This is a genomic window from Qipengyuania sp., from assembly GCF_965277845.1.
Lineage (GTDB): Bacteria > Pseudomonadota > Alphaproteobacteria > Sphingomonadales > Sphingomonadaceae > Qipengyuania.
This window is the reverse complement of sequence record NZ_OZ255844.1, coordinates 241,021-258,944: the sequence shown is the minus strand read 5'-3', so window position 1 is coordinate 258,944 and position 17,924 is coordinate 241,021. Positions and strand designations below refer to the sequence as shown.

The 17,924-nt window shown below is 64.2% G+C and carries 19 protein-coding genes and 1 tRNA gene; 15 read left to right on the top strand and 5 right to left on the bottom strand.

The window, feature by feature from the left end; translation table 11 throughout:
- Positions 1-40 precede the first annotated feature (40 nt).
- Genes rimP through rbfA form a run of 7 tightly spaced genes read left to right on the top strand, consistent with a single transcriptional unit; the run spans position 41 to position 6,773 of the window.
- Complete coding sequence (gene rimP / locus ACQY4G_RS01300; RefSeq protein WP_421992508.1) at positions 41-598, top strand: ribosome maturation protein RimP; 558 nt, start codon at positions 41-43, stop codon at positions 596-598.
- On the top strand, positions 598-2,259 hold the full coding sequence (gene nusA, locus ACQY4G_RS01295) for a transcription termination factor NusA (RefSeq protein WP_067694304.1): 1,662 nt from the start codon (positions 598-600) through the stop codon (positions 2,257-2,259). The genes rimP and nusA overlap by 1 nt, the downstream gene beginning before the upstream one ends.
- Positions 2,240-2,980: a DUF448 domain-containing protein gene (locus ACQY4G_RS01290; protein WP_421992506.1), complete on the top strand. Its 741-nt coding sequence runs from the start codon at positions 2,240-2,242 to the stop codon at positions 2,978-2,980. Before nusA ends, ACQY4G_RS01290 begins: the two co-directional genes overlap by 20 nt.
- 21 nt (positions 2,981-3,001) lie before the next feature.
- The gene (infB, locus tag ACQY4G_RS01285; protein WP_421992504.1) at positions 3,002-5,512 is read left to right on the top strand and encodes a translation initiation factor IF-2; all 2,511 of its coding nucleotides are present in this window, start codon (positions 3,002-3,004) and stop codon (positions 5,510-5,512) included.
- A gap of 18 nt (positions 5,513-5,530) precedes the next feature.
- On the top strand, positions 5,531-5,962 hold the full coding sequence (locus tag ACQY4G_RS01280; RefSeq protein ID WP_421992502.1) for a PaaI family thioesterase: 432 nt from the start codon (positions 5,531-5,533) through the stop codon (positions 5,960-5,962).
- Positions 5,962-6,372: a PaaI family thioesterase gene (locus tag ACQY4G_RS01275; protein WP_421992500.1), complete on the top strand. Its 411-nt coding sequence runs from the start codon at positions 5,962-5,964 to the stop codon at positions 6,370-6,372. Before ACQY4G_RS01280 ends, ACQY4G_RS01275 begins: the two co-directional genes overlap by 1 nt.
- A complete protein-coding gene (rbfA, locus tag ACQY4G_RS01270; RefSeq protein ID WP_067694315.1) occupies positions 6,372-6,773 on the top strand; it encodes a 30S ribosome-binding factor RbfA in 402 nt (133 codons plus the stop codon). Before ACQY4G_RS01275 ends, rbfA begins: the two co-directional genes overlap by 1 nt.
- A gap of 3 nt (positions 6,774-6,776) precedes the next feature.
- On the opposite strand, the gene ACQY4G_RS01265 is transcribed toward rbfA, so the two are convergent.
- Positions 6,777-7,352, bottom strand: a complete 576-nt coding sequence (locus ACQY4G_RS01265; RefSeq protein ID WP_421992498.1) for a YceI family protein — start codon at positions 7,350-7,352, stop codon at positions 6,777-6,779.
- A 77-nt stretch (positions 7,353-7,429) separates the two neighbouring features.
- Positions 7,430-9,049, bottom strand: a complete 1,620-nt coding sequence (locus ACQY4G_RS01260) for an AbgT family transporter (RefSeq protein WP_421992496.1) — start codon at positions 9,047-9,049, stop codon at positions 7,430-7,432.
- Positions 9,050-9,193: 144 nt separating this feature from the next.
- On the opposite strand from ACQY4G_RS01260, the gene ACQY4G_RS01255 reads away from it, so the two are divergent.
- From ACQY4G_RS01255 to ACQY4G_RS01230, 6 genes are all read left to right on the top strand, one after another.
- Positions 9,194-9,772, top strand: a complete 579-nt coding sequence (locus ACQY4G_RS01255) for a thymidine kinase (protein ID WP_421992494.1) — start codon at positions 9,194-9,196, stop codon at positions 9,770-9,772.
- Between the two features lie 25 nt (positions 9,773-9,797).
- Positions 9,798-10,490, top strand: coding sequence for a site-2 protease family protein (locus ACQY4G_RS01250; protein ID WP_421992492.1), 693 nt, complete (start codon positions 9,798-9,800; stop codon positions 10,488-10,490).
- Complete coding sequence (gene truB, locus ACQY4G_RS01245; protein WP_421992490.1) at positions 10,487-11,485, top strand: tRNA pseudouridine(55) synthase TruB; 999 nt, start codon at positions 10,487-10,489, stop codon at positions 11,483-11,485. Before ACQY4G_RS01250 ends, truB begins: the two co-directional genes overlap by 4 nt.
- 5 nt (positions 11,486-11,490) lie before the next feature.
- The gene (rpsO, locus tag ACQY4G_RS01240) at positions 11,491-11,760 is read left to right on the top strand and encodes a 30S ribosomal protein S15 (protein ID WP_067468099.1); all 270 of its coding nucleotides are present in this window, start codon (positions 11,491-11,493) and stop codon (positions 11,758-11,760) included.
- Positions 11,761-11,933: 173 nt separating this feature from the next.
- Positions 11,934-14,213 (top strand): polyribonucleotide nucleotidyltransferase, encoded by a 2,280-nt coding sequence (gene pnp / locus ACQY4G_RS01235; protein ID WP_291172271.1) that lies wholly within the window; start codon positions 11,934-11,936, stop codon positions 14,211-14,213.
- Between the two features lie 69 nt (positions 14,214-14,282).
- On the top strand, positions 14,283-14,963 hold the full coding sequence (locus ACQY4G_RS01230; RefSeq protein WP_421992488.1) for a spermidine synthase: 681 nt from the start codon (positions 14,283-14,285) through the stop codon (positions 14,961-14,963).
- A 10-nt stretch (positions 14,964-14,973) separates the two neighbouring features.
- Here ACQY4G_RS01230 and ACQY4G_RS01225 read toward each other — a convergent pair whose 3' ends face one another.
- Positions 14,974-15,495, bottom strand: coding sequence for a DUF1993 domain-containing protein (locus ACQY4G_RS01225; protein ID WP_421992487.1), 522 nt, complete (start codon positions 15,493-15,495; stop codon positions 14,974-14,976).
- 69 nt (positions 15,496-15,564) lie between these two features.
- Positions 15,565-16,242, bottom strand: a complete 678-nt coding sequence (locus ACQY4G_RS01220; protein WP_067694338.1) for a GcrA family cell cycle regulator — start codon at positions 16,240-16,242, stop codon at positions 15,565-15,567.
- Between the two features lie 71 nt (positions 16,243-16,313).
- Between ACQY4G_RS01220 and ACQY4G_RS01215 the strand changes: the two genes are divergently transcribed.
- Positions 16,314-17,213, top strand: a complete 900-nt coding sequence (locus ACQY4G_RS01215; RefSeq protein ID WP_421992485.1) for an ABC transporter permease — start codon at positions 16,314-16,316, stop codon at positions 17,211-17,213.
- Between the two features lie 13 nt (positions 17,214-17,226).
- Here ACQY4G_RS01215 and hspQ read toward each other — a convergent pair whose 3' ends face one another.
- Positions 17,227-17,607 (bottom strand): heat shock protein HspQ, encoded by a 381-nt coding sequence (gene hspQ / locus ACQY4G_RS01210; RefSeq protein WP_067694341.1) that lies wholly within the window; start codon positions 17,605-17,607, stop codon positions 17,227-17,229.
- A gap of 161 nt (positions 17,608-17,768) precedes the next feature.
- Between hspQ and ACQY4G_RS01205 the strand changes: the two genes are divergently transcribed.
- Positions 17,769-17,858: transfer RNA gene (locus ACQY4G_RS01205), tRNA-Ser, on the top strand.
- Positions 17,859-17,924 lie beyond the last annotated feature (66 nt).

Below are 17,924 nucleotides of genomic sequence, written 5' to 3'. Positions count from 1 at the left end.
GAAACGCCGTTGTCGCAATGGGCGCATATCTGGAGACTGAATGGCCGATCTGGCACGCTTGACCGAAGTGATCGAACCCGAGGCAAAGGCGCTCGGCTTCGAGCTCGTGCGCGTCAAGATGATGCCTTCCGAAGCCGGCGACGGCGGGGAGGCGCTGCAGATCATGGCCGAGGATCCCGCCACCGGCCAGCTGGTGATCGAACAATGCGCCGCGCTCTCGCGCCGCGTATCCGAGCGGATCGACGTTATCGAGGAAGCCGGTGAAGTCCTCATCGAAGGCGCCTACCATCTCGAAGTCTCCTCGCCCGGCATCGACCGCCCGCTTACCCGTGCGAAGGATTTCGCCGACTGGGCCGGGCACGAAGCCAAGATCTCGATGGCCAAGGGCTATGACGGCCAGCGTAGCCTGCGCGGCGAACTCAAGGGCATCGATGGCGAGATGGTCACGATCGATGACCGCAAGGCGGGGGAGGTTTCCGTCCCTCGCGACCAGATCCACTCGGCGAAACTCGTCCTGACCGACGAGCTGATCGCCGCCACCCAGCCGCTCGATACGAGCGGTGCCGAAGACATCGAAGAAGAAAAGGCAGACGACTGATGGCCAGTGCCATTTCCGCCAACAAGGCTGAACTCCTCGCGATCGCAAACTCGGTCGCCTCGGAAAAGATGATCGACAAGGCGATCGTCATCGAGGCGATGGAAGAAGCGATCCAGAAATCTGCCCGCAACCGTTACGGCGCGGAGAACGATATCCGCGCCAAGCTCGATCCGCAGACCGGCGATCTGCGTCTGTGGCGCGTCGTCGAGGTCGTGGAAGAGGTCGAGGACTACTTCAAGCAGGTCGATCTCAAGGCCGCGCAGAAGCTCCAGGACGATGCCAAGATCGGCGACTTCATCGTCGATCCGCTGCCGCCGGTCGATCTTGGCCGCATCGATGCGCAGAGCGCCAAGCAGGTGATCTTCCAGAAGGTCCGCGATGCCGAGCGTGAACGCCAGTACGAAGAGTTCAAGGACCGCGCGGGCGAGGTTATCACCGGCGTGATCAAGTCGGTCGAGTTCGGCCACGTGATCGTCAATCTCGGCCGTGCCGAAGGCGTTATCCGCCGCGACCAGCAGATCCCGCGCGAAGCCGCCCGTGTCGGCGAGCGTGTCCGCGCGCTGATCACCAAGGTCGAGCGCAACAACCGCGGCCCGCAGATCTTCCTGTCCCGCGCGCACCCCGACTTCATGCGCAAGCTGTTCGCGCAGGAAGTGCCCGAAATCTACGACGGCATCATCGAGATCAAGGCTGCCGCCCGCGATCCGGGCAGCCGCGCCAAGATCGGCGTGATCAGCCATGACAGCTCGATCGATCCTGTCGGCGCCTGTGTCGGTATGAAGGGCAGCCGCGTGCAGGCCGTCGTGCAGGAACTCCAGGGCGAGAAGATCGACATCATCCCCTGGTCGGAAGACGGCGCGACCTTCATCGTGAACGCGCTTCAGCCAGCCACCGTCAGCCGCGTCGTTCTCGACGAGGAAGACGGCCGCATCGAAGTCGTCGTGCCCGACGACCAGCTTTCGCTCGCCATCGGTCGCCGCGGCCAGAACGTGCGTCTCGCCAGCCAGCTGACCGGAAACCAGATCGACATCATGACCGAGGAAGAAGCCTCGGAGAAGCGCCAGAAGGAATTCGCCGAGCGCTCGAAGATGTTCGAAGAGGAACTCGACGTCGACGAAACGCTGTCGCAGCTGCTCGTCGCCGAAGGCTTCGCCGAGCTCGAGGAAGTCGCCTATGTCGAGCTGGAAGAACTCGCCGGCATCGAGGGTTTCGACGAGGAACTGGCCGAGGAACTGCAGAGCCGTGCCAAGGAAGCGATCGATCGCCAGGAAGCCGCGCACCGCGAGGCGCGCCGTGAACTCGGCGTCGAGGACGATCTCGCGGAGCTGCCGCACTTGACCGAGGCCATGCTGGTCACGCTGGGCAAGGCCGGGCTCAAGACGCTCGACGATGTGGCGGACCTCGCCACCGACGAGCTGATCCAGAAGAAGCGCGAAGCCCCGCGCCGCCGCAACAATGCCGATGGCCCGCCGATGCGGCGCCCCTCGGTCCGCGAGCAGGACAAGGGTGGCGTGCTGGGCGAATACGGCCTGACCGAAGAGCAGGGCAACGAGATCATCATGGCTGCCCGCGCGCATTGGTTCGAAGACGAAGAGGAAGCTCCGGCCCCTGCCGAGACGACCGACACGCAGGAGGCCGCCGATGCGGACTCCACCCAATGAGCGCCTGACGTCCGACATCGCTGAAACTCCGCGGCCCCGTAAAGCGGAGCCCGCCAAGTCCTGTCCGGAACGGCGCTGCATCCTTTCCGGAAAGACGGCGCCGCGCGAAACACTCGTCCGGCTGGTCGCTTCGCCGGCAGGTCTGGTCCTGCCCGACGCACAGGAAAAGGCGCCCGGTCGCGGGGCCTGGATCGGCGTTTCGCGTGAGGAACTCGCCGAGGCGCAGGCTGCCGGTAAGCTGAAGGGTGCGCTGTCGCGGGCCTTCAAGAGTGGCGAGCTCGAATTGCCCTCTACATTGCCGCAGATGGTCGAGAATGCGCTGACCCGCACCTTGCTCGACCGGCTGGGGCTCGAAATGCGCGTGGGAAGCCTTATCTTGGGGACCCAGCGCATCGCCGAAGCAGCGCGCGGCGGGGCGATTGCCCTGCTGCTGCATGCCAGCGACGCGAGCGAGGATGGACGCAAGAAGCTCGACCAGGCCTGGCGCGTCGGGCGCGAGGCGGAAGGATCGGGCGAGCGCGGTCTCGAACTCCCTCTGGACCGGAACGCTTTGTCTGTGGCATTGGGCCGCGACAATGTCGTCCACTTGGCGCTGGCCGACGATGCATCGGCCGCCAGGGTCATCAAGCCCCTGACGCGCCTCATGCATTATCTGGGGCACACCTTCCCGGCCGGCACGGCTCGCGCGGATCTGCGCGCCGACGACGATTTGAACGATTGAGACGAAGAGAAACGAGCAAGAATGAGCGACGACGACAAGAAACCGACCCGTAAACCGCTGACCCTCAAGGGCGCTCAGCCGGGCGAGGTCAAGCAGACCTTCAGCCACGGCCGCACCAACAAGGTCGCGGTCGAGGTGAAGCGCCGCCGTAAGCTCGTGAAGCCGGGCGAAGCGCCGCCTCCGCCTCCACCGCCTCCGCCGCCCGCCCCGGAGCCCACCCCGGCACCGGCGCCGGCGGCGGCGAAGCCTGCGCCCAAGAAGAAGGCAGCGCCTGCTGGCGAAACGCCGCAGGAACGGGTCGCGCGTCTTCAGCGAGAGGCGGAGGAAGAACGCCTGCGTCTCGCGGAGGAAGCGCGCAAGCGTGAAGAAGAACAGGCCCGCAAGGCGGCCGAGGACCAGAAGAAGCGCGCCGAGGAAAATCGCAAGGCCGAAGAGGAGGCCGCCAAGAAGGCCGCGGACGAGGCCAAGAAGCCCAAGGAAGCACCCGCTGAAGAGGCTCCTGCGGAGGAGGTCGAGCCGGCCGGGACCCCCGCGCCTGCCCCGCGTCGTTTCACACCCGTAGCGCGCCCGGAACCCAAGAAGCCGGAGCGCAAGAAGAAGGAAGACAAGCCGGCGCGCGGTGCGGAAAAACCCGACAAGCGCCGCTCGGGCAAGCTTTCGGTCAAGAAAGCCCTCAACGAGGACGAGGGGCGCCGTGCGCGCAGCCTCGCCGCGCTGAAGCGTGCGCGCGAGAAGGAACGCCGCATGCAAGGTGGCGGGTCCAGCAAGCCGCGCGAGAAACAGGTCCGCGACGTTGTCGTTCCCGAGGCGATCACGGTTGGCGAATTGGCCAAGCGGATGGGCGAGAAGGGTGCCGACCTCGTCAAGGAACTCTTCAATCTCGATATGATGGTCACCGTCAACCAGACGATCGACCAGGATACGGCGGAACTGCTCGTCGATCAGTTCGGTCACAATATCCAAAAGGTTTCCGAGGCCGATGTGGATATCGCCGCCGAGGAGGATGTCGATCCGGAAGAGACGCTGAAGCCGCGTCCGCCGGTCGTCACCATCATGGGCCATGTCGATCACGGCAAGACCAGCCTGCTCGACGCGCTGCGCGGTGCCAATGTCGTGAAGGGCGAAGCCGGCGGCATCACCCAGCATATCGGCAGCTACCAGGTGAAGACCAAGGGCGGCGATGCGATCACCTTCCTCGACACGCCGGGTCACGCCGCCTTTACCGAGATGCGCCAGCGTGGTGCCAACGTCACCGATATCGTGGTGCTGGTGGTGGCGGCCGACGACGGCATCATGCCGCAGACGATCGAGGCCATCAATCACACCAAGGCCGCCGGGGTCCCGATGATCGTCGCGATCAACAAGATGGACAAGCCGGAAGCCAATCCGGACAACGTCCGCAACCGCCTGCTCGAACACGAGGTGATCGTCGAGAAGATGTCGGGCGATGTGCAGGACGTCGAAATCTCGGCCAAGACCAAGGCTGGACTCGACGAACTGCTCGAAAAGATCGCGCTGCAGGCCGAACTGCTCGAACTGAAAGCCAACCCCGACCGCATGGCCGAAGCTACCGTGATCGAAGCGCAGCTCGACAAGGGCCGCGGTCCGGTCGCCACCGTGCTCATCACGCGTGGCACGCTGGAGCGGGGCAACACCTTCGTGGTGGGTACCGAAAGCGGCCGTGTACGCGCGATCGTCAACGACCAGGGCAAGCAGATCAAGAAGGCCGGCCCCTCGATGCCGGTCGAGGTCCTCGGCCTGGGCGGCGTGCCGAGCGCCGGCGACGTGTTGACCGTGGTCGAAAATGAACAGCGTGCCCGCGAAGTGGCCGAATATCGTCAGGAAAAGGCGACCGAGAAGCGCACCGCGCTGGCTCCGACAAGCTTCGATACGATGTTCAATAACCTCGCCGCCAATGTCATCGAATTCCCCGTCTTGGTGAAGGCCGACGTGCAGGGTTCGGTCGAGGCGATCACCACCGCGCTGCACAATCTCTCGAACGACGAGATCAAGGTTCGCGTGCTGCATGCAGGCGTGGGCGCGATCACCGAAAGCGACGTAAGCTTGGCTTCGGCCTCGAACGCGCCGATCATCGGCTTCAACGTCCGCCCGAATGCCAAGGCACGCGAGCTGGTGAAGCGCGACGGCGTGGAGATGAAGTATTACGACGTCATCTACCACCTGACCGAGGAAATCGCGAAGGAGATGGCAGGCGAGCTGGGTCCGGAGCGGATCGAGAACGTCGTCGGTCGTGCCGCGGTCAAGGAAGTGTTCCGTTCGGGCAAGAAGGACAAGGCGGCCGGCCTGCTGGTCGAGGAAGGTGTCATCCGCAAGGGGCTGCACGCGCGCCTTACGCGCGAAGACGTCATCGTCTCGGCCACCACCATCGCCTCGCTGCGCCGGTTCAAGGACGACGTCGACGAAGTCCGAGCCGGTCTCGAATGCGGTGTGGTGCTTGCCGATACGAACGACATCAAGCCGGGCGACCAGCTCGAAGTCTTCGAAGTCGAGGAGCGCGAACGCACGCTGTAAACGGGGGGCTGAGGACGTATGGCGAGAATCTACGAACGCAGGCGCTCGCCTTCGTCCGAGCTGATGGGCAGCGAGTTCGTCTCTTTCGACGCAGAGAGGGGCGAACTTACCTGCCGCTATACCCCGCCGCCGAGCTTCGCGTCTCCGCGCGGCGCGGTGCAGGGTGGGCTGATCGCGGGTTTCCTCGACGAGGTGATGGGCGGCGCACTGCTGGCGGTGACCGAAGCGCGCTTCGGTGAGACCGAACGGCGCCTGCCGCTCAACCTCGATATGAACCTCACCTTCCTGCGCATGGTCCCGATGGAAACCATCACCGCCAAGGGGCGCGTGGTGAAGGTCGGCAAGCGGGTGGCCTTCCTGGAAGGTGAATTGCTCGACAAAGAGGGCAACCAACTCGCGCGCGCAACGTCCAGCGCCATTCCCACGCCCGTACCCGGAGTGAACGATTGATGATTTCCGAACAGGCGCTGGCCGCACCGCATGCGGACACGATGGGCGTTGAATTCGATCGTTTCGACAAGGAGCGTGAAGAGATAACCTTGCGCTTCCGCGCGCCCGAAAGCTTCGTCACGCCGCGCGGCAGCGTGCAGGGCGGACTGGTCGCGGGTTTCCTCGACGAGGTCATGGGCTGGGCGCATGTCTGGGCGACCGATCAGGCCGAAGCGCCGCTCAATCTCGAAATCTCGATGAGCTTGCTCAAGCCGGTGATGGCAGGACCGCTTATCGGCAAGGGCCGTGTCGTGCGCCGCGGGCGCAAGGTGATCTTCCTCGAAGGCGAGCTGTTCGACGAGGCGGGCAAGCTGCTCGCCCGTGCCACCAGCACCGCCATTCCCACGCCGCGTCCGACCGGAGAAAGCTGATGGCCCACAACCGATCCACCCCCGAACAGCAATCGGTCCGCGTCCTCAAGGTGGGTGAGCGCGTGCGACATATCCTTTCCGAACTGCTCGCACGCGGCGAGGCGCATGACGATGTGCTTTCGGCCAGTAATATCGCGGTCACCGAAGTGCGCATGACGCCCGACCTGCGCAATGCGAAAGCCTATGTGAAGCCCTTGCTGGGCGAGGACGAGGCCGTGGTGCTCAAGGCGCTGCGGACCAACACGGCTTTCTTCCAGAAAGAGGTCGCCCAGCGCCTCGGCCTCAAATTCGCGCCGCGCCTCAATTTCCAGCCCGACGAAAGCTTCGACGAGGCCGACCGGATCGAGAAGCTGCTCAACGATCCCAAGGTTGTACGCGATCTCGACGATGACGAAGGGTGACGATCAGCCCGGCACCATCCGCGCACGCAAGCTGATGTCCACCTTGTTGCCGACGATGATCTGGTAGCTCTTCATCCCGTAGTCGCGGCGATCGATCGTCATCTCACCGGTGAAGCCGATCGCCTCTCCGGGCGAAGCGGTGAGCGGATCCCGGTCGAATTCCACTTCGAGAACCTGCGGCAGGGTCACGCCGCGCGCCGTCAGCTCGCCTGCTACAATCCCACGTGTCGCGCTCTCGAGATTCAGCGAGCGACCGACGAAGCGTATTTCCGGATAGCGCTCGACCCAGAAGAACTTCTCACCGCGCAGGCGCCTGAGCGTAGTGCGATCCGGCGCCTCGAGCGCCGTGGCGTCGAAGGTCACATCGATCACCGCGCGTTCGGGCTCTCCCGGAACGATCTGGACGGTGCCTTCCATCTCCGGAAAGCGGGCCGTCTTGCTGGCCAGTCCGAAGAACGCGACTTTCGCCGTAACGTCGCTTCCCATGGCATCGAGCGTGAAACTGAGCGGAGCGGCGGTGTTCGCAAGCGCAAACAGCGCCAGCCACGGCAGCAGGACCAGGCGGATGGGCCACGACATTCGGGTCTCCCTCCCTTCCTATACGGACGAGGGAGCCCGATGGTTACGCCCGGCGAATGAATCGGGCGTCGCGCCCGTCAGTTCGCCGATTGGATTTCGACGGCTGCCGCGGTCGGCGCCTCCATGAACACCTCTGCCCCCGGACCAAGCGGCAGGTCGAGCACCACCCAGCCGATCGTCATGGCAAGGCCGGAAATCAGCAGCCCGACCGAATAGGGCAGCATGGTCGCAGCCAGGCTGCCGAGGCCGAAGTCCTTCTGCCAGCGTTGGCAGAAGATCAGGATCAGCGGGAAATAGACCATCAGCGGAGTGATGATGTTGGTCGCCCCGTCACCCACGCGATAGGCGGCGGTGGCCATTTCCGGGGTAATGCCCAGCAGCATCAGCATCGGCACCAGCACGGGCGACAAAAGCGCCCATTTGGCGCTGGCCGAACCGACGAAGATGTTGAGCAGTGCCGAGACGAGGATGATCGCGGCCAGCAGCGCCCATGCGGGCAACCCGCTGTTGCCGAGGAAATCGGCGCCGTTGACCGCCAGGATCAGGCCGAGATTCGACCAGGCGAACATGGCGACGAAATGCGCCGCGGCGAAGGCCAGGACGAGATAGTAAGCGAGGTCCTCCATCGCGCCGGCCATCATCTTCACGAGATCGCGATGGTCCCCGATTGTGCCCGCCGCCTTGCCATAGGCCCAGCCAGCAAGAAGGAACAGCAGGAAGAAGCCGGCGACGAGGCTCTGGTAGAAGGGCGTCAACCGGGCCTCGGCCGAGGCTTCTTCGTCGATCAGCGGGGTGCCCGGCCCCAGCGTGAAGAACAGCCACAGGCCGACGACGAAGAGCACGGCCAGCCCGGCCCAGCGCAGGCCCTTGCGCTCGCCCTCGCTCAGCGCGCGATCGCCATCGGACACTTCGCCTTGTTGCTCGGGCGACACGGCATTGCCCGCCATCTCGGGGTTCCAGGGCCCCAGGCGCGGCTCGATGATCTTGTCGGTCACCCACCAGATCACGGGCAGGAAGACGAAGGTCATCGCGGCGATGAAGTACCAATTGCCCGCGATGTTGGCGGTAAAGTCGCCGAACACGGTTTCGACCGCTGCCTCGGTTATCCCGAATAGCAGCGCGTCGAGCTGGCCGGGCAGAAGATTGGCCGAAAAGCCCCCCGAAACGCCCGCGAATGCGGCCGCGATGCCCGCCACAGGGTGTCGCCCAGCGGCGTGAAAGATGATGCCCGCCAGCGGGATCAACACCACATAGGCGGCGTCGGCGGCCAGATTGCCCATCATGCCGACCAGCGTGACGATGGGTGTCAGCAGGAAAGTGGGTGCATTGCGCACGCCGGCGCGCATGGCGGTGCCGAAAAGGCCGGCGCGTTCGGCGACGCCTGCACCGAGCATGACAACGAGCACGTAGCCGAGCGGATGGAAGTGGGTGAAGGTCTCGGGCATGTCGACCCACAGCCGCTGGATATTCTCCGCGCTGAGCAGGCTGACTGCGCTGATGATCGTGGCTGCCCCCGTATCGGGATCGACTTCGGTGGGATGCGCGGCCGACAGGCCAGCAAGGCTGGCGAGCACCGAAATGACGACGAGGATCGCGATCAACCAGAAGAACAAAAAGACCGGATCGGGCAGCTTGTTGCCGCTCCTTTCGATCCAGCCGAGAATTCCGTTCTGTGTCGCGCCAGTCGCTTCCGCCATCGCCGTGTCCCTGCCAATTCCTTCTGGATCTTCTGCAGGCGCTACCATTGGTCGTCGCGTCTGTCGCCATGCTTAACGGTGCTTGTGGAGAAGTGCTGCCGGACAGACTCGCCGGGGTGCGCGAAGGGCGCTAGCGAATGGACGATGGCGAAGCTCTATTTCTATTATGCGAGCATGAATGCGGGCAAGAGCAGCACGCTGCTGCAGACGGCTTTCAATTATGGCGAGCGCGGCATGCGCGTGTCGCTGTGGACTGCAGCGCTCGACGACCGGCCCGGCTTCGGCGCGATCTCCAGCCGGATCGGCCTGGCGAGCGATGCGCATCGCTATGAGGCGGATACCGACATCGAGGCGCGCGTGCTGGCCGACCATGCCGAGGACCCGATCGCCTGTGTGCTGGTGGACGAAGCGCAATTCCTCACCACCGAACAGGTCTGGCAGCTGGCCCGACTGGCCGACGATGCCGGGATCCCGGTGCTGTGTTACGGCCTGCGCACCGATTTCCAGGGCGAGCTCTTTCCAGGCTCCGCCGCACTGCTCGGCATCGCCGATGCTCTGGTCGAGATGAAGGCGGTATGCGATTGCGGGCGCAAGGCGACGATGAACCTGCGCGTCGATGCCGAGGGCAAGGCGGTCAACGAGGGCGCGCAGACGGAAATCGGCGGCAACGATCGCTATGTCGCCATGTGCCGCAAGCATTTCCGCGAAGCGCTGGCGGGCTGACCCTGCGCTTCCTATCTAGCCCGCCATGACCGAAACGCTCCTGCTCGCGGTGATCCTGATCCCGTGCCTGATCATTGCCATCGTCTTCCACGAGGTCGCGCATGGCTGGACCGCGCTCGCGCTGGGCGATCCCACCGCCAAGGAACAGAAGCGCCTCTCGCTCAACCCGATCCGCCACGTGGACCCGATCGGCACGCTGCTGGTGCCGGGGGCTCTCGCGTTGTTCGGCGGACCGATCTTCGGCTGGGCCAAGCCGGTTCCGGTACGCGGCGACCGGCTGCGCGACCCGAGGTTCGGCATGGTCGCGGTCGCGGCCGCGGGGCCGGGAACCAACCTGCTGCTCGCATTCGTCGGGGCACTGCTCTTCGGCGCCATCTCCGGCGCATTCATAGCCGCCGACAGCATGCCGCCCGAATGGCTGCTGACGGCGGGCGGCATGTTCATCCTGATCAACGTTTTCCTCGCGCTGTTCAACTTGTTGCCGATCCCGCCCTTCGATGGCTCGCACATCGTCGGTGGTCTGCTGCCGCGCCAATGGGCAAGCAACTGGCAGAAGCTCCAATCGCTCGGCATGCTCTTTTTCATCGTACTGATCGCCGCCACCTGGGCCTTTCCGGACAGCGGCCTGATCGAGAACACCGTCCTTCCGCCGGTCCTTTGGTTGCAGGAACGCTATTTCGAGCTTGCCGAATGGATCGCGCGCGGGATCGCGGCATGAGCGAGAAGAAACCCGCGCCCCACGGCTGGCTGATCCTCGACAAGCCGCGCGGGCTCGGTTCGACGCAGGCTGTGTCAGCCGTCAAGCGCGTGCTGCGGCAGGGAGGCTATGCCAAGACCAAGGTCGGCCACGGCGGGACGCTCGATCCGCTCGCCGAAGGCGTGCTGCCGATCGCGTTGGGCGAGGCAACCAAGCTCGCGGGGCGGATGCTCGATTCCGACAAGATCTACGCCTTCACCATCCAGTTCGGCGAGGAGACCGATACGCTCGACACCGAGGGCGAGGTCATCGAGCGCAGCGACCGCCGCCCTCCGATGGCCGCCATTGCCGCGGTGCTGGAGCATCTCACCGGCGATATCGAACAGGTCCCGCCCGCCTATTCCGCGGTGAAGATCGACGGTAAGCGCGCCTACGACCGGGCGAGGGCAGGCGAGGAAGTCGCGATGAAGACCCGCGCGGTCACGATCCATTCGCTCGGCTTCGAAAGCGAGCGCGAGGATGCCGAATTGCGTTCCGCCTTCGCAACCACCGCGGGCCGGCCCGATCCCTACGATCCGCAGGCGCCGCTTGAGCTGGCCGATAGCGTCACGCTGGTCGCGCACGTTTCGAAGGGAACGTACATCCGCTCGCTTGCACGGGATATCGCACGCGCGCTTGGAACGGTGGGGCACGTCACCTATCTCAGGCGCATCAAGGCTGGCCCGTTCCGCGAGGAACAGGCGATTTCGCTGGACAAGCTGGAGGAAATCGCTAAGGGCGCGCCCATCGAAAACCTTCTCCTGCCGCTCGAGGCGGGACTGGACGACATCCCGGTCCTTATCCTCGATCCCGACAGCGCGCAGGCGGTCCGCCAGGGCCGGGTACTGTCGGAGCTGCCCCACACCGACGGGCTCCACCTCGCCACGCTGCACGACGTGCCCGTGGCCCTGATGGAACTCGACGGAGGTACGGCCAAGGTCGTGCGGGGCTTCAACATCCCGGATGTCGCGGAGTAGAATACATGTCGGTTACCGCCGAGAAAAAAGCTGAGATCATCAAGGACAATGCGCAGGCCAAGGGCGACACCGGTTCGCCGGAAGTCCAGGTCGCGATCCTGACCGAACGCATTCGCAACCTGACCGAGCATTTCAAGTCCAACCACAAGGACAACCACTCGCGTCGCGGTCTCCTGATGATGGTCAACAAGCGCCGTAACCTGCTCGCCTATCTCAAGAAGACGGATGTCGAGCGGTACAATGCGCTGATCCAGAAGCTGGGTCTTCGCAAGTAAGAGTTTCTCGAAGGGGCGGCTCAGGCCGCCCCTTCGTTTATCCGGCAACCGCGCAATCCGGCGCGGGGTCGGCAAATGGAGGCAGGATAAGCCTCGAACCGGACCGGGACGGCATACCCGGCACTGTAGGCCCCGCACCGCAATAAGGCCGTGCGGGTTCATAAGGAAAGTACATGTTCGACACGAAAACCGTATCGCTGGAGTGGGGCGGAAAGACCCTCACTCTGGAAACCGGCCGCATCGCCCGTCAGGCTGACGGCGCCGTTCTGGCTACCTATGGCGAAACCGTGGTGCTGTGCGCCGTGACCGCCGCCAAGAGTGTACGCGAAGGGCAGGACTTCTTCCCGCTCACCGTCCACTACCAGGAAAAGTTCTCCGCTGCGGGCCGCATCCCGGGCGGCTTCTTCAAGCGCGAAGGCCGCGCGACGGAGAAGGAAACGCTGACCTCCCGCCTGATCGACCGCCCAGTGCGTCCGCTCTTCCCGGAAGGCTTCTACAACGAAATCAACGTCATCGCGCAGGTTCTGTCCTATGACGGGGAAACCGAACCCGATATCGTCGCGATGATTGCCGCATCGGCCGCGCTGACCATCTCGGGCGTTCCCTTCATGGGTCCGATCGGCGCTGCACGCGTCGGCTTCAAGAACGGCGAATACGTCCTCAACCCGAGCCTCGAAGACGCGCTCGGCGAAGATGGTCGTCTCGACCTCGTCGTCGCCGCGACGCAGGACGCGGTGATGATGGTCGAATCCGAAGCCAAGGAACTGACCGAAGAGGAAATGCTCGGCGCCGTCATGTTCGCGCATGAGGAAAGCCGCAAGGTCATCGGTGCGATCATCGACCTCGCCGAACAGGCCGCCAAGGATCCGTGGGAACTCGAGCCCGTCGAAGACAAGACCGCCAAGCTCGAGAAGCTGCGCGGCGTCATCGGTGCGGACCTCGAAGCCGCCTACAAGATCACCGACAAGTCGGCACGTCAGGATGCGGTCAACGCAGCCCGCGAAAAGGCACGCGAAGCCTTTGCCGACCTGGCCGAGAGCGATCCGGCCGAATATCTCGGCACGCTCAAGCTGGTGAAGAAGCTCGAAAGCGACATCGTACGCGGTTCGATCCTGAAGGACGGCACGCGTATCGACGGTCGCAAGCTCGACCAGGTTCGCCCGATCGAGGCGATGGTCGGCCTGCTTCCTCGGACCCACGGTTCGGCGCTGTTCACGCGCGGTGAAACGCAGGCGATCTGCACCACCACGCTGGGCACCAAGGATGCCGAGCAGATGATCGACGGCCTCGAAGGCCTGTCGTACAATCACTTCATGCTGCACTATAACTTCCCGCCCTATTCGGTCGGCGAAGTTGGCCGCTTCGGCTTCACCAGCCGCCGCGAAACCGGCCACGGCAAGCTCGCATGGCGCGCGCTGCACCCGGTGCTGCCCGACCATGAAGACTTTCCCTACACCATCCGCATCCTGTCGGACATCACCGAATCGAACGGCTCGAGCTCGATGGCGACCGTCTGCGGCGGCTGTCTGTCGATGATGGACGCAGGCGTTCCGATCGAGCGTCCGGTGTCGGGTATCGCCATGGGCCTGATCCTCGAAGGCGAAGATTTCGCGGTCCTGTCGGACATCCTGGGTGACGAAGACCACCTCGGCGACATGGACTTCAAGGTCGCCGGTTCGGAAGCTGGGATCACCTCGCTCCAGATGGACATCAAGGTTGCCGGCATCACGCAGGAAATCATGAAGACCGCGCTCGAACAGGCGAAGGCCGGCCGTGCTCACATCCTGGGTGAAATGTCGAAGGCCCTTACCGGTGCCCGCACCGAAGTGTCCAAGCACGCCCCGCGCATCGAGACCATGCAGATCGACAAGTCGAAGATCCGCGACGTCATCGGCACGGGCGGCAAGGTGATCCGCGAGATCGTTGCCGAAACCGGTGCCAAGGTCGACATCGACGACGAAGGCGTGATCAAGATCAGCTCTTCGAACGCCGACGAGATCGAGGCCGCGAAGAAGTGGATCGAAGGCATCGTCGAGGAAGCCGAAGTCGGCAAGATCTACACCGGCAAGGTCGTCAACATCGTCGACTTCGGTGCATTCGTGAACTTCATGGGCGGCAAGGACGGTCTCGTCCACGTCTCCGAAATGAAGAACGAGCGGGTCGAAAAGCCGACCGACGTCGTTTCGGAAGGTCAGGAAGTGAAGGTCAAGGTCCTCGAGATCGACCAGCGCGGCAAGGTTCGCCTGTCGATGCGCGTGGTCGACCAGGAAACCGGCGAAGAGCTGGAAGACACCCGCCCGCCGCGTGAACCGCGCGGTGACAAGGGTGGCCGTGGCCGTGGCGGCGATCGTCGCGGTGGCCGTGGCGGCCCGCGTCGCGATCGTGATCGCGATGGCGGCGGCAAGCGGGACGGGGGCGGCGAAGCCCACGTGCCCGACTTCCTGAAGGACTGATCCTTCGCTAGTCAGTGACGAAGGGGTCGCGGGTCCGCCTGCGGCCCCTTTGCTTTGGAGAATACGAGAATGCTGCCCCGCGAAACCCTGGCAACCGCGCAAGTACCCGATGGCGAAACGCTGACGCTTGTTAGCCACGGTCGCGATTTCATCATCATGCTCGGTCGCGACGAGTTGATGGGGACGCGGATGCAATTTTCCGAAAAACAGCTCGCGGTGCTGACGCTGGCAGAGCTTGAAGTCGACCGACCGCGTGTGCTCATCGGCGGTTACGGAATGGGCTTCACCTATCGCGCCACGCTCGACAAGCTGCCCGAAGGCGGATCGGTCACCGTGGCCGAGATCGTGCCCGAAATTCTCGAATGGGCCGAGGGGCCGCTGGCGCATCTGACCGGCGAGAGCCTGTCCGACCCGCGCGGGCAGGTCGTTATCTGCGACGTTGCGGCGCTGATCGATGATGCGAACGACGGCACGACCGAAAAGTACGATGCCATCCTGCTCGACGTGGACAACGGCCCGGACGGCATCGTGCGCGACGCGAATTACCGGATCTATTCCAAGACCGGTCTCGGCAAGGCCCGCGATGCGCTCAGGCCCGGCGGCATCCTTGCAGTCTGGTCTGCCGCGCCCGACCACAAGTTCACCGTCCGCCTCAAAGAGAGCGGGTTCGATGTCGAGGTGCGCGAGGTGCGTGCGCGACCCAACAACAAGGGGCCGCGCCACACGATCTGGTTCGCCCGCAAGCGCTAAGCCGCCAGCATCAGGCCTTGATGCGGACCCGGCCCATGAAGTCCATCTTGCCGACCGGTACTCCCTTCATGCGCAGGATGTTGTAGGCGGTCGCGCAGTGGAAATAGAAATTGGGCTGGCTGAAACTGAGCAGGAAGTCCTCGGTCGTGAAGTCCATCCCTGTGTCCTTGAATTCGAACCGCATCGGCCGGCCCACCCAGCCTTCCATCTCGTCTTCGGTAAGCGCGTTCATCGCCTCGACCGCGCCGGCCAGCTTGGCGCGCAAATCCTCGAAGGTCGACGGCGGCGGATCGAGGTCGGGCGAATAGACGCCCTTGCGCACACCTTCGATCGAGCCCTGCGTGTGCTCGGCGACGCATTTCACCTGGTAGGACCAGGGCAACATGTCCTCGAACACGCGGGCACCGATGAATTCGTCATGGCCGCAGTCATGTTCGGCGCACCACTTTTCGGCCGTGTCGATCAGGTGATTGGCAGTGCCGAGCATTTGCAGGGCGCTGGGAACGTAGGCGGCATGTAGCGACAGGGGCATGGTTCTTTCTCCCGTGGAAATGAAAAGGCCCGGCGGTCGCGCGACTGCCGGGCCTTGTTCGTGTTTGTCTTAGCGTACCCGCGGGCCGCCGAAGGGCAGCGGCGGAGGGGGGCGGCGCGCACCGCGCGGCAGCTGCGCCTGATAGGCCCGGCCGCAATGTTCGACGCAATAGGGAAAGCCGGGGTTCACGGCCTCGCCGCAGAAATGGAAATCGGGTTCGCCCGGATGGCCCATCGGCCAGCGGCACACCTTGTCCGACAGATCGAGCAGGCTGGTCTTGTCGGCGATCTCGGGACTCGGCTTGGCCGGCACCAGGCGGCGCGGCGGAGCCGGCGGGATCGGGGCCTGCTGGTCGCCCGGGCCCTGACGCAGGAAGCCGCCGGGACCGACCGAAACGATCTTCGGAAGATCGGCGTTCTTGTTTGGCAGGGGTTGCGATGGGATTGCGGCATCCTGCCTGGGTGCGGGCGCGGCGGTGGGCTTGGCTGGAGCCGCGGGCGCAGGCTTGGCAGCCGGCTTCGCCGCTTTCTTGGCGACCGGCTTCGGAGCGGGCTTGGCCTTGGCCGGAGCCTTCTTCTTCTCGTTGGCCTTGACCGGCGAGGGACGCGACTTGAGGCCGAGGCGATGCGCTTTGCCGATCACGGCATTGCGGCTGACCCCGCCCAGTTCCTCGGCAATCTGGCTGGCGGTCGATCCGCCTTCCCACATTTTCTTAAGCGTTGCGATCCGTTCGTCGGTCCAGCTCATATGCAGTCCTGTATCTCGTGTCTCGACGCCGCGGCTTGCATGCCGTGGCGCTTGGGCCTAGTCGCGCCCCAATGGTCGATCAAGCCCAGCCCGTATCGCCCGGAAGCGAACACCCGGACGCCTCCTTCGTAGAGGATAATGCCGGAGGGGAGGGCCGGTTTCCGCCGCGGGGACGCCCGGTGATCCGCGGGATCAACGGGATTGGCCTGTGGAGCCTCTATATGAAGGAGGTGAGGCGGTTTCTCAAGGTCCAGACGCAGACAATCTGGGCTCCGGCCGTCACGACGCTGCTTTTTCTGGTCATCTTTTCGGTCGCGCTGGGTCGCGGTGGGCGCGAGGTGCTCGGCGCCAACTTCCCGACCTTCGTTGCGCCGGGGCTGATCGCCATGGCGATGATGCAGAATGCCTTCGCCAATTCGAGCTTTTCGCTACTCGCAGGCAAGATCCAGGGGACCATCATCGACCTGCTGATGCCGCCCCTGTCCGAAGGCGAACTGATGGGCGGGATCGTAGGTGCCGCGATCACCCGTGCCGTTGCGGTAGGATTCGTCGTGGCAGGTGCCATGCTTCTCTATCCCGGTGTCAGCCTGGCCATGGCCGCGCCCTGGGCGGTGGTCTGGTTCGGATTGATGGGGGCGGTGATGCTTTCGCTGCTGGGCTTGCTCGCCTCGGTCTGGGCGGAAAAGTTCGATCACAACGCTGCCGTCACAAACTTCGTCATCGCCCCGCTGGCGATGCTGTCGGGCACCTTCTACATTATCGACCGGCTGGCCCCCGCTTTTCAGGCGGTCAGCCGCGCCAATCCCTTCTTCTACGTGATCTCGGGCTTTCGCTACGGCTTTCTCGGCCAAAGCGATATCGGTGACAGCGCAGCGGTCGTGGTAGCCGGCATCGGACTGCTCGTGTTCAATGCGCTGCTCGCATTGGGCACGTACAAGCTTCTCAAATCGGGTTGGAAGATCAAGAACTGAACGCCTTTCGCGATCAGTGCGTCATGCTCCGCCGCATGCGATAGCGGCCGTTCTCGAATTGCTCGAAATACTGGTGCACATCGGGGTGCGAGACCGGGCCCGAGATCGAATCGGTCACCAGATTCTGCTGGCTGACATAGGCGACGTAGTCGCTGTCGTCGCTTTCGGCGAGGAGGTGGTAGAAGGGCTGATTGCGATCGGGCCGGATATCCTCTGGGATTGCCTCGTACCATTCGTCGCTATTGGCGAAGACCGGGTCGATATCGAAGATCACGCCGCGGAAGTCGAACACGCGGTGTTTGACCACATCGCCAATGGCGAAGCGGCTTTTGACGCGGCGCGGGGCATCGATGGTGCGACCGGCCTGGGCGGAGAAATATTGTGCACGATCCATGGGAAGCGAGGATATGGGGTGCTTGTGGGCGCTTACAATGGTCTCGCCGCATCGATCCCCCGAAATCTCGCGAAAAGGGGCTTGGCAAGGCGGGGGCGCTCGGCTAATCGGCGCGCTCGCTTCGACCGGGGCCCAAGGCCCGCAAGCGCACCCCAAATAGCGGAGAGGTGGCAGAGAGGTCGAATGCGCCGCACTCGAAATGCGGTATACGGGCAACCGTATCGTGGGTTCGAATCCCACCCTCTCCGCCACCTATCTCGAGCACCCGTCTCTAGTTTCAGGTTGCCCACGCAAGATCCCAGAACAGGCCGATTTCT

Coding starts and splice junctions, on each gene's coding strand:
- rimP (WP_421992508.1), top strand. CDS start 41: ATGGCCGATCTGGCACGCTTGACCGAAGTGATCGAACCCGAGGCAAAG.
- nusA (WP_067694304.1), top strand. CDS start 598: ATGGCCAGTGCCATTTCCGCCAACAAGGCTGAACTCCTCGCGATCGCA.
- ACQY4G_RS01290 (WP_421992506.1), top strand. CDS start 2,240: ATGCGGACTCCACCCAATGAGCGCCTGACGTCCGACATCGCTGAAACT.
- infB (WP_421992504.1), top strand. CDS start 3,002: ATGAGCGACGACGACAAGAAACCGACCCGTAAACCGCTGACCCTCAAG.
- ACQY4G_RS01280 (WP_421992502.1), top strand. CDS start 5,531: ATGGCGAGAATCTACGAACGCAGGCGCTCGCCTTCGTCCGAGCTGATG.
- ACQY4G_RS01275 (WP_421992500.1), top strand. CDS start 5,962: ATGATTTCCGAACAGGCGCTGGCCGCACCGCATGCGGACACGATGGGC.
- rbfA (WP_067694315.1), top strand. CDS start 6,372: ATGGCCCACAACCGATCCACCCCCGAACAGCAATCGGTCCGCGTCCTC.
- ACQY4G_RS01265 (WP_421992498.1), bottom strand. CDS start 7,352: ATGTCGTGGCCCATCCGCCTGGTCCTGCTGCCGTGGCTGGCGCTGTTT.
- ACQY4G_RS01260 (WP_421992496.1), bottom strand. CDS start 9,049: ATGGCGGAAGCGACTGGCGCGACACAGAACGGAATTCTCGGCTGGATC.
- ACQY4G_RS01255 (WP_421992494.1), top strand. CDS start 9,194: ATGGCGAAGCTCTATTTCTATTATGCGAGCATGAATGCGGGCAAGAGC.
- ACQY4G_RS01250 (WP_421992492.1), top strand. CDS start 9,798: ATGACCGAAACGCTCCTGCTCGCGGTGATCCTGATCCCGTGCCTGATC.
- truB (WP_421992490.1), top strand. CDS start 10,487: ATGAGCGAGAAGAAACCCGCGCCCCACGGCTGGCTGATCCTCGACAAG.
- rpsO (WP_067468099.1), top strand. CDS start 11,491: ATGTCGGTTACCGCCGAGAAAAAAGCTGAGATCATCAAGGACAATGCG.
- pnp (WP_291172271.1), top strand. CDS start 11,934: ATGTTCGACACGAAAACCGTATCGCTGGAGTGGGGCGGAAAGACCCTC.
- ACQY4G_RS01230 (WP_421992488.1), top strand. CDS start 14,283: ATGCTGCCCCGCGAAACCCTGGCAACCGCGCAAGTACCCGATGGCGAA.
- ACQY4G_RS01225 (WP_421992487.1), bottom strand. CDS start 15,495: ATGCCCCTGTCGCTACATGCCGCCTACGTTCCCAGCGCCCTGCAAATG.
- ACQY4G_RS01220 (WP_067694338.1), bottom strand. CDS start 16,242: ATGAGCTGGACCGACGAACGGATCGCAACGCTTAAGAAAATGTGGGAA.
- ACQY4G_RS01215 (WP_421992485.1), top strand. CDS start 16,314: ATGGTCGATCAAGCCCAGCCCGTATCGCCCGGAAGCGAACACCCGGAC.
- hspQ (WP_067694341.1), bottom strand. CDS start 17,607: ATGGATCGTGCACAATATTTCTCCGCCCAGGCCGGTCGCACCATCGAT.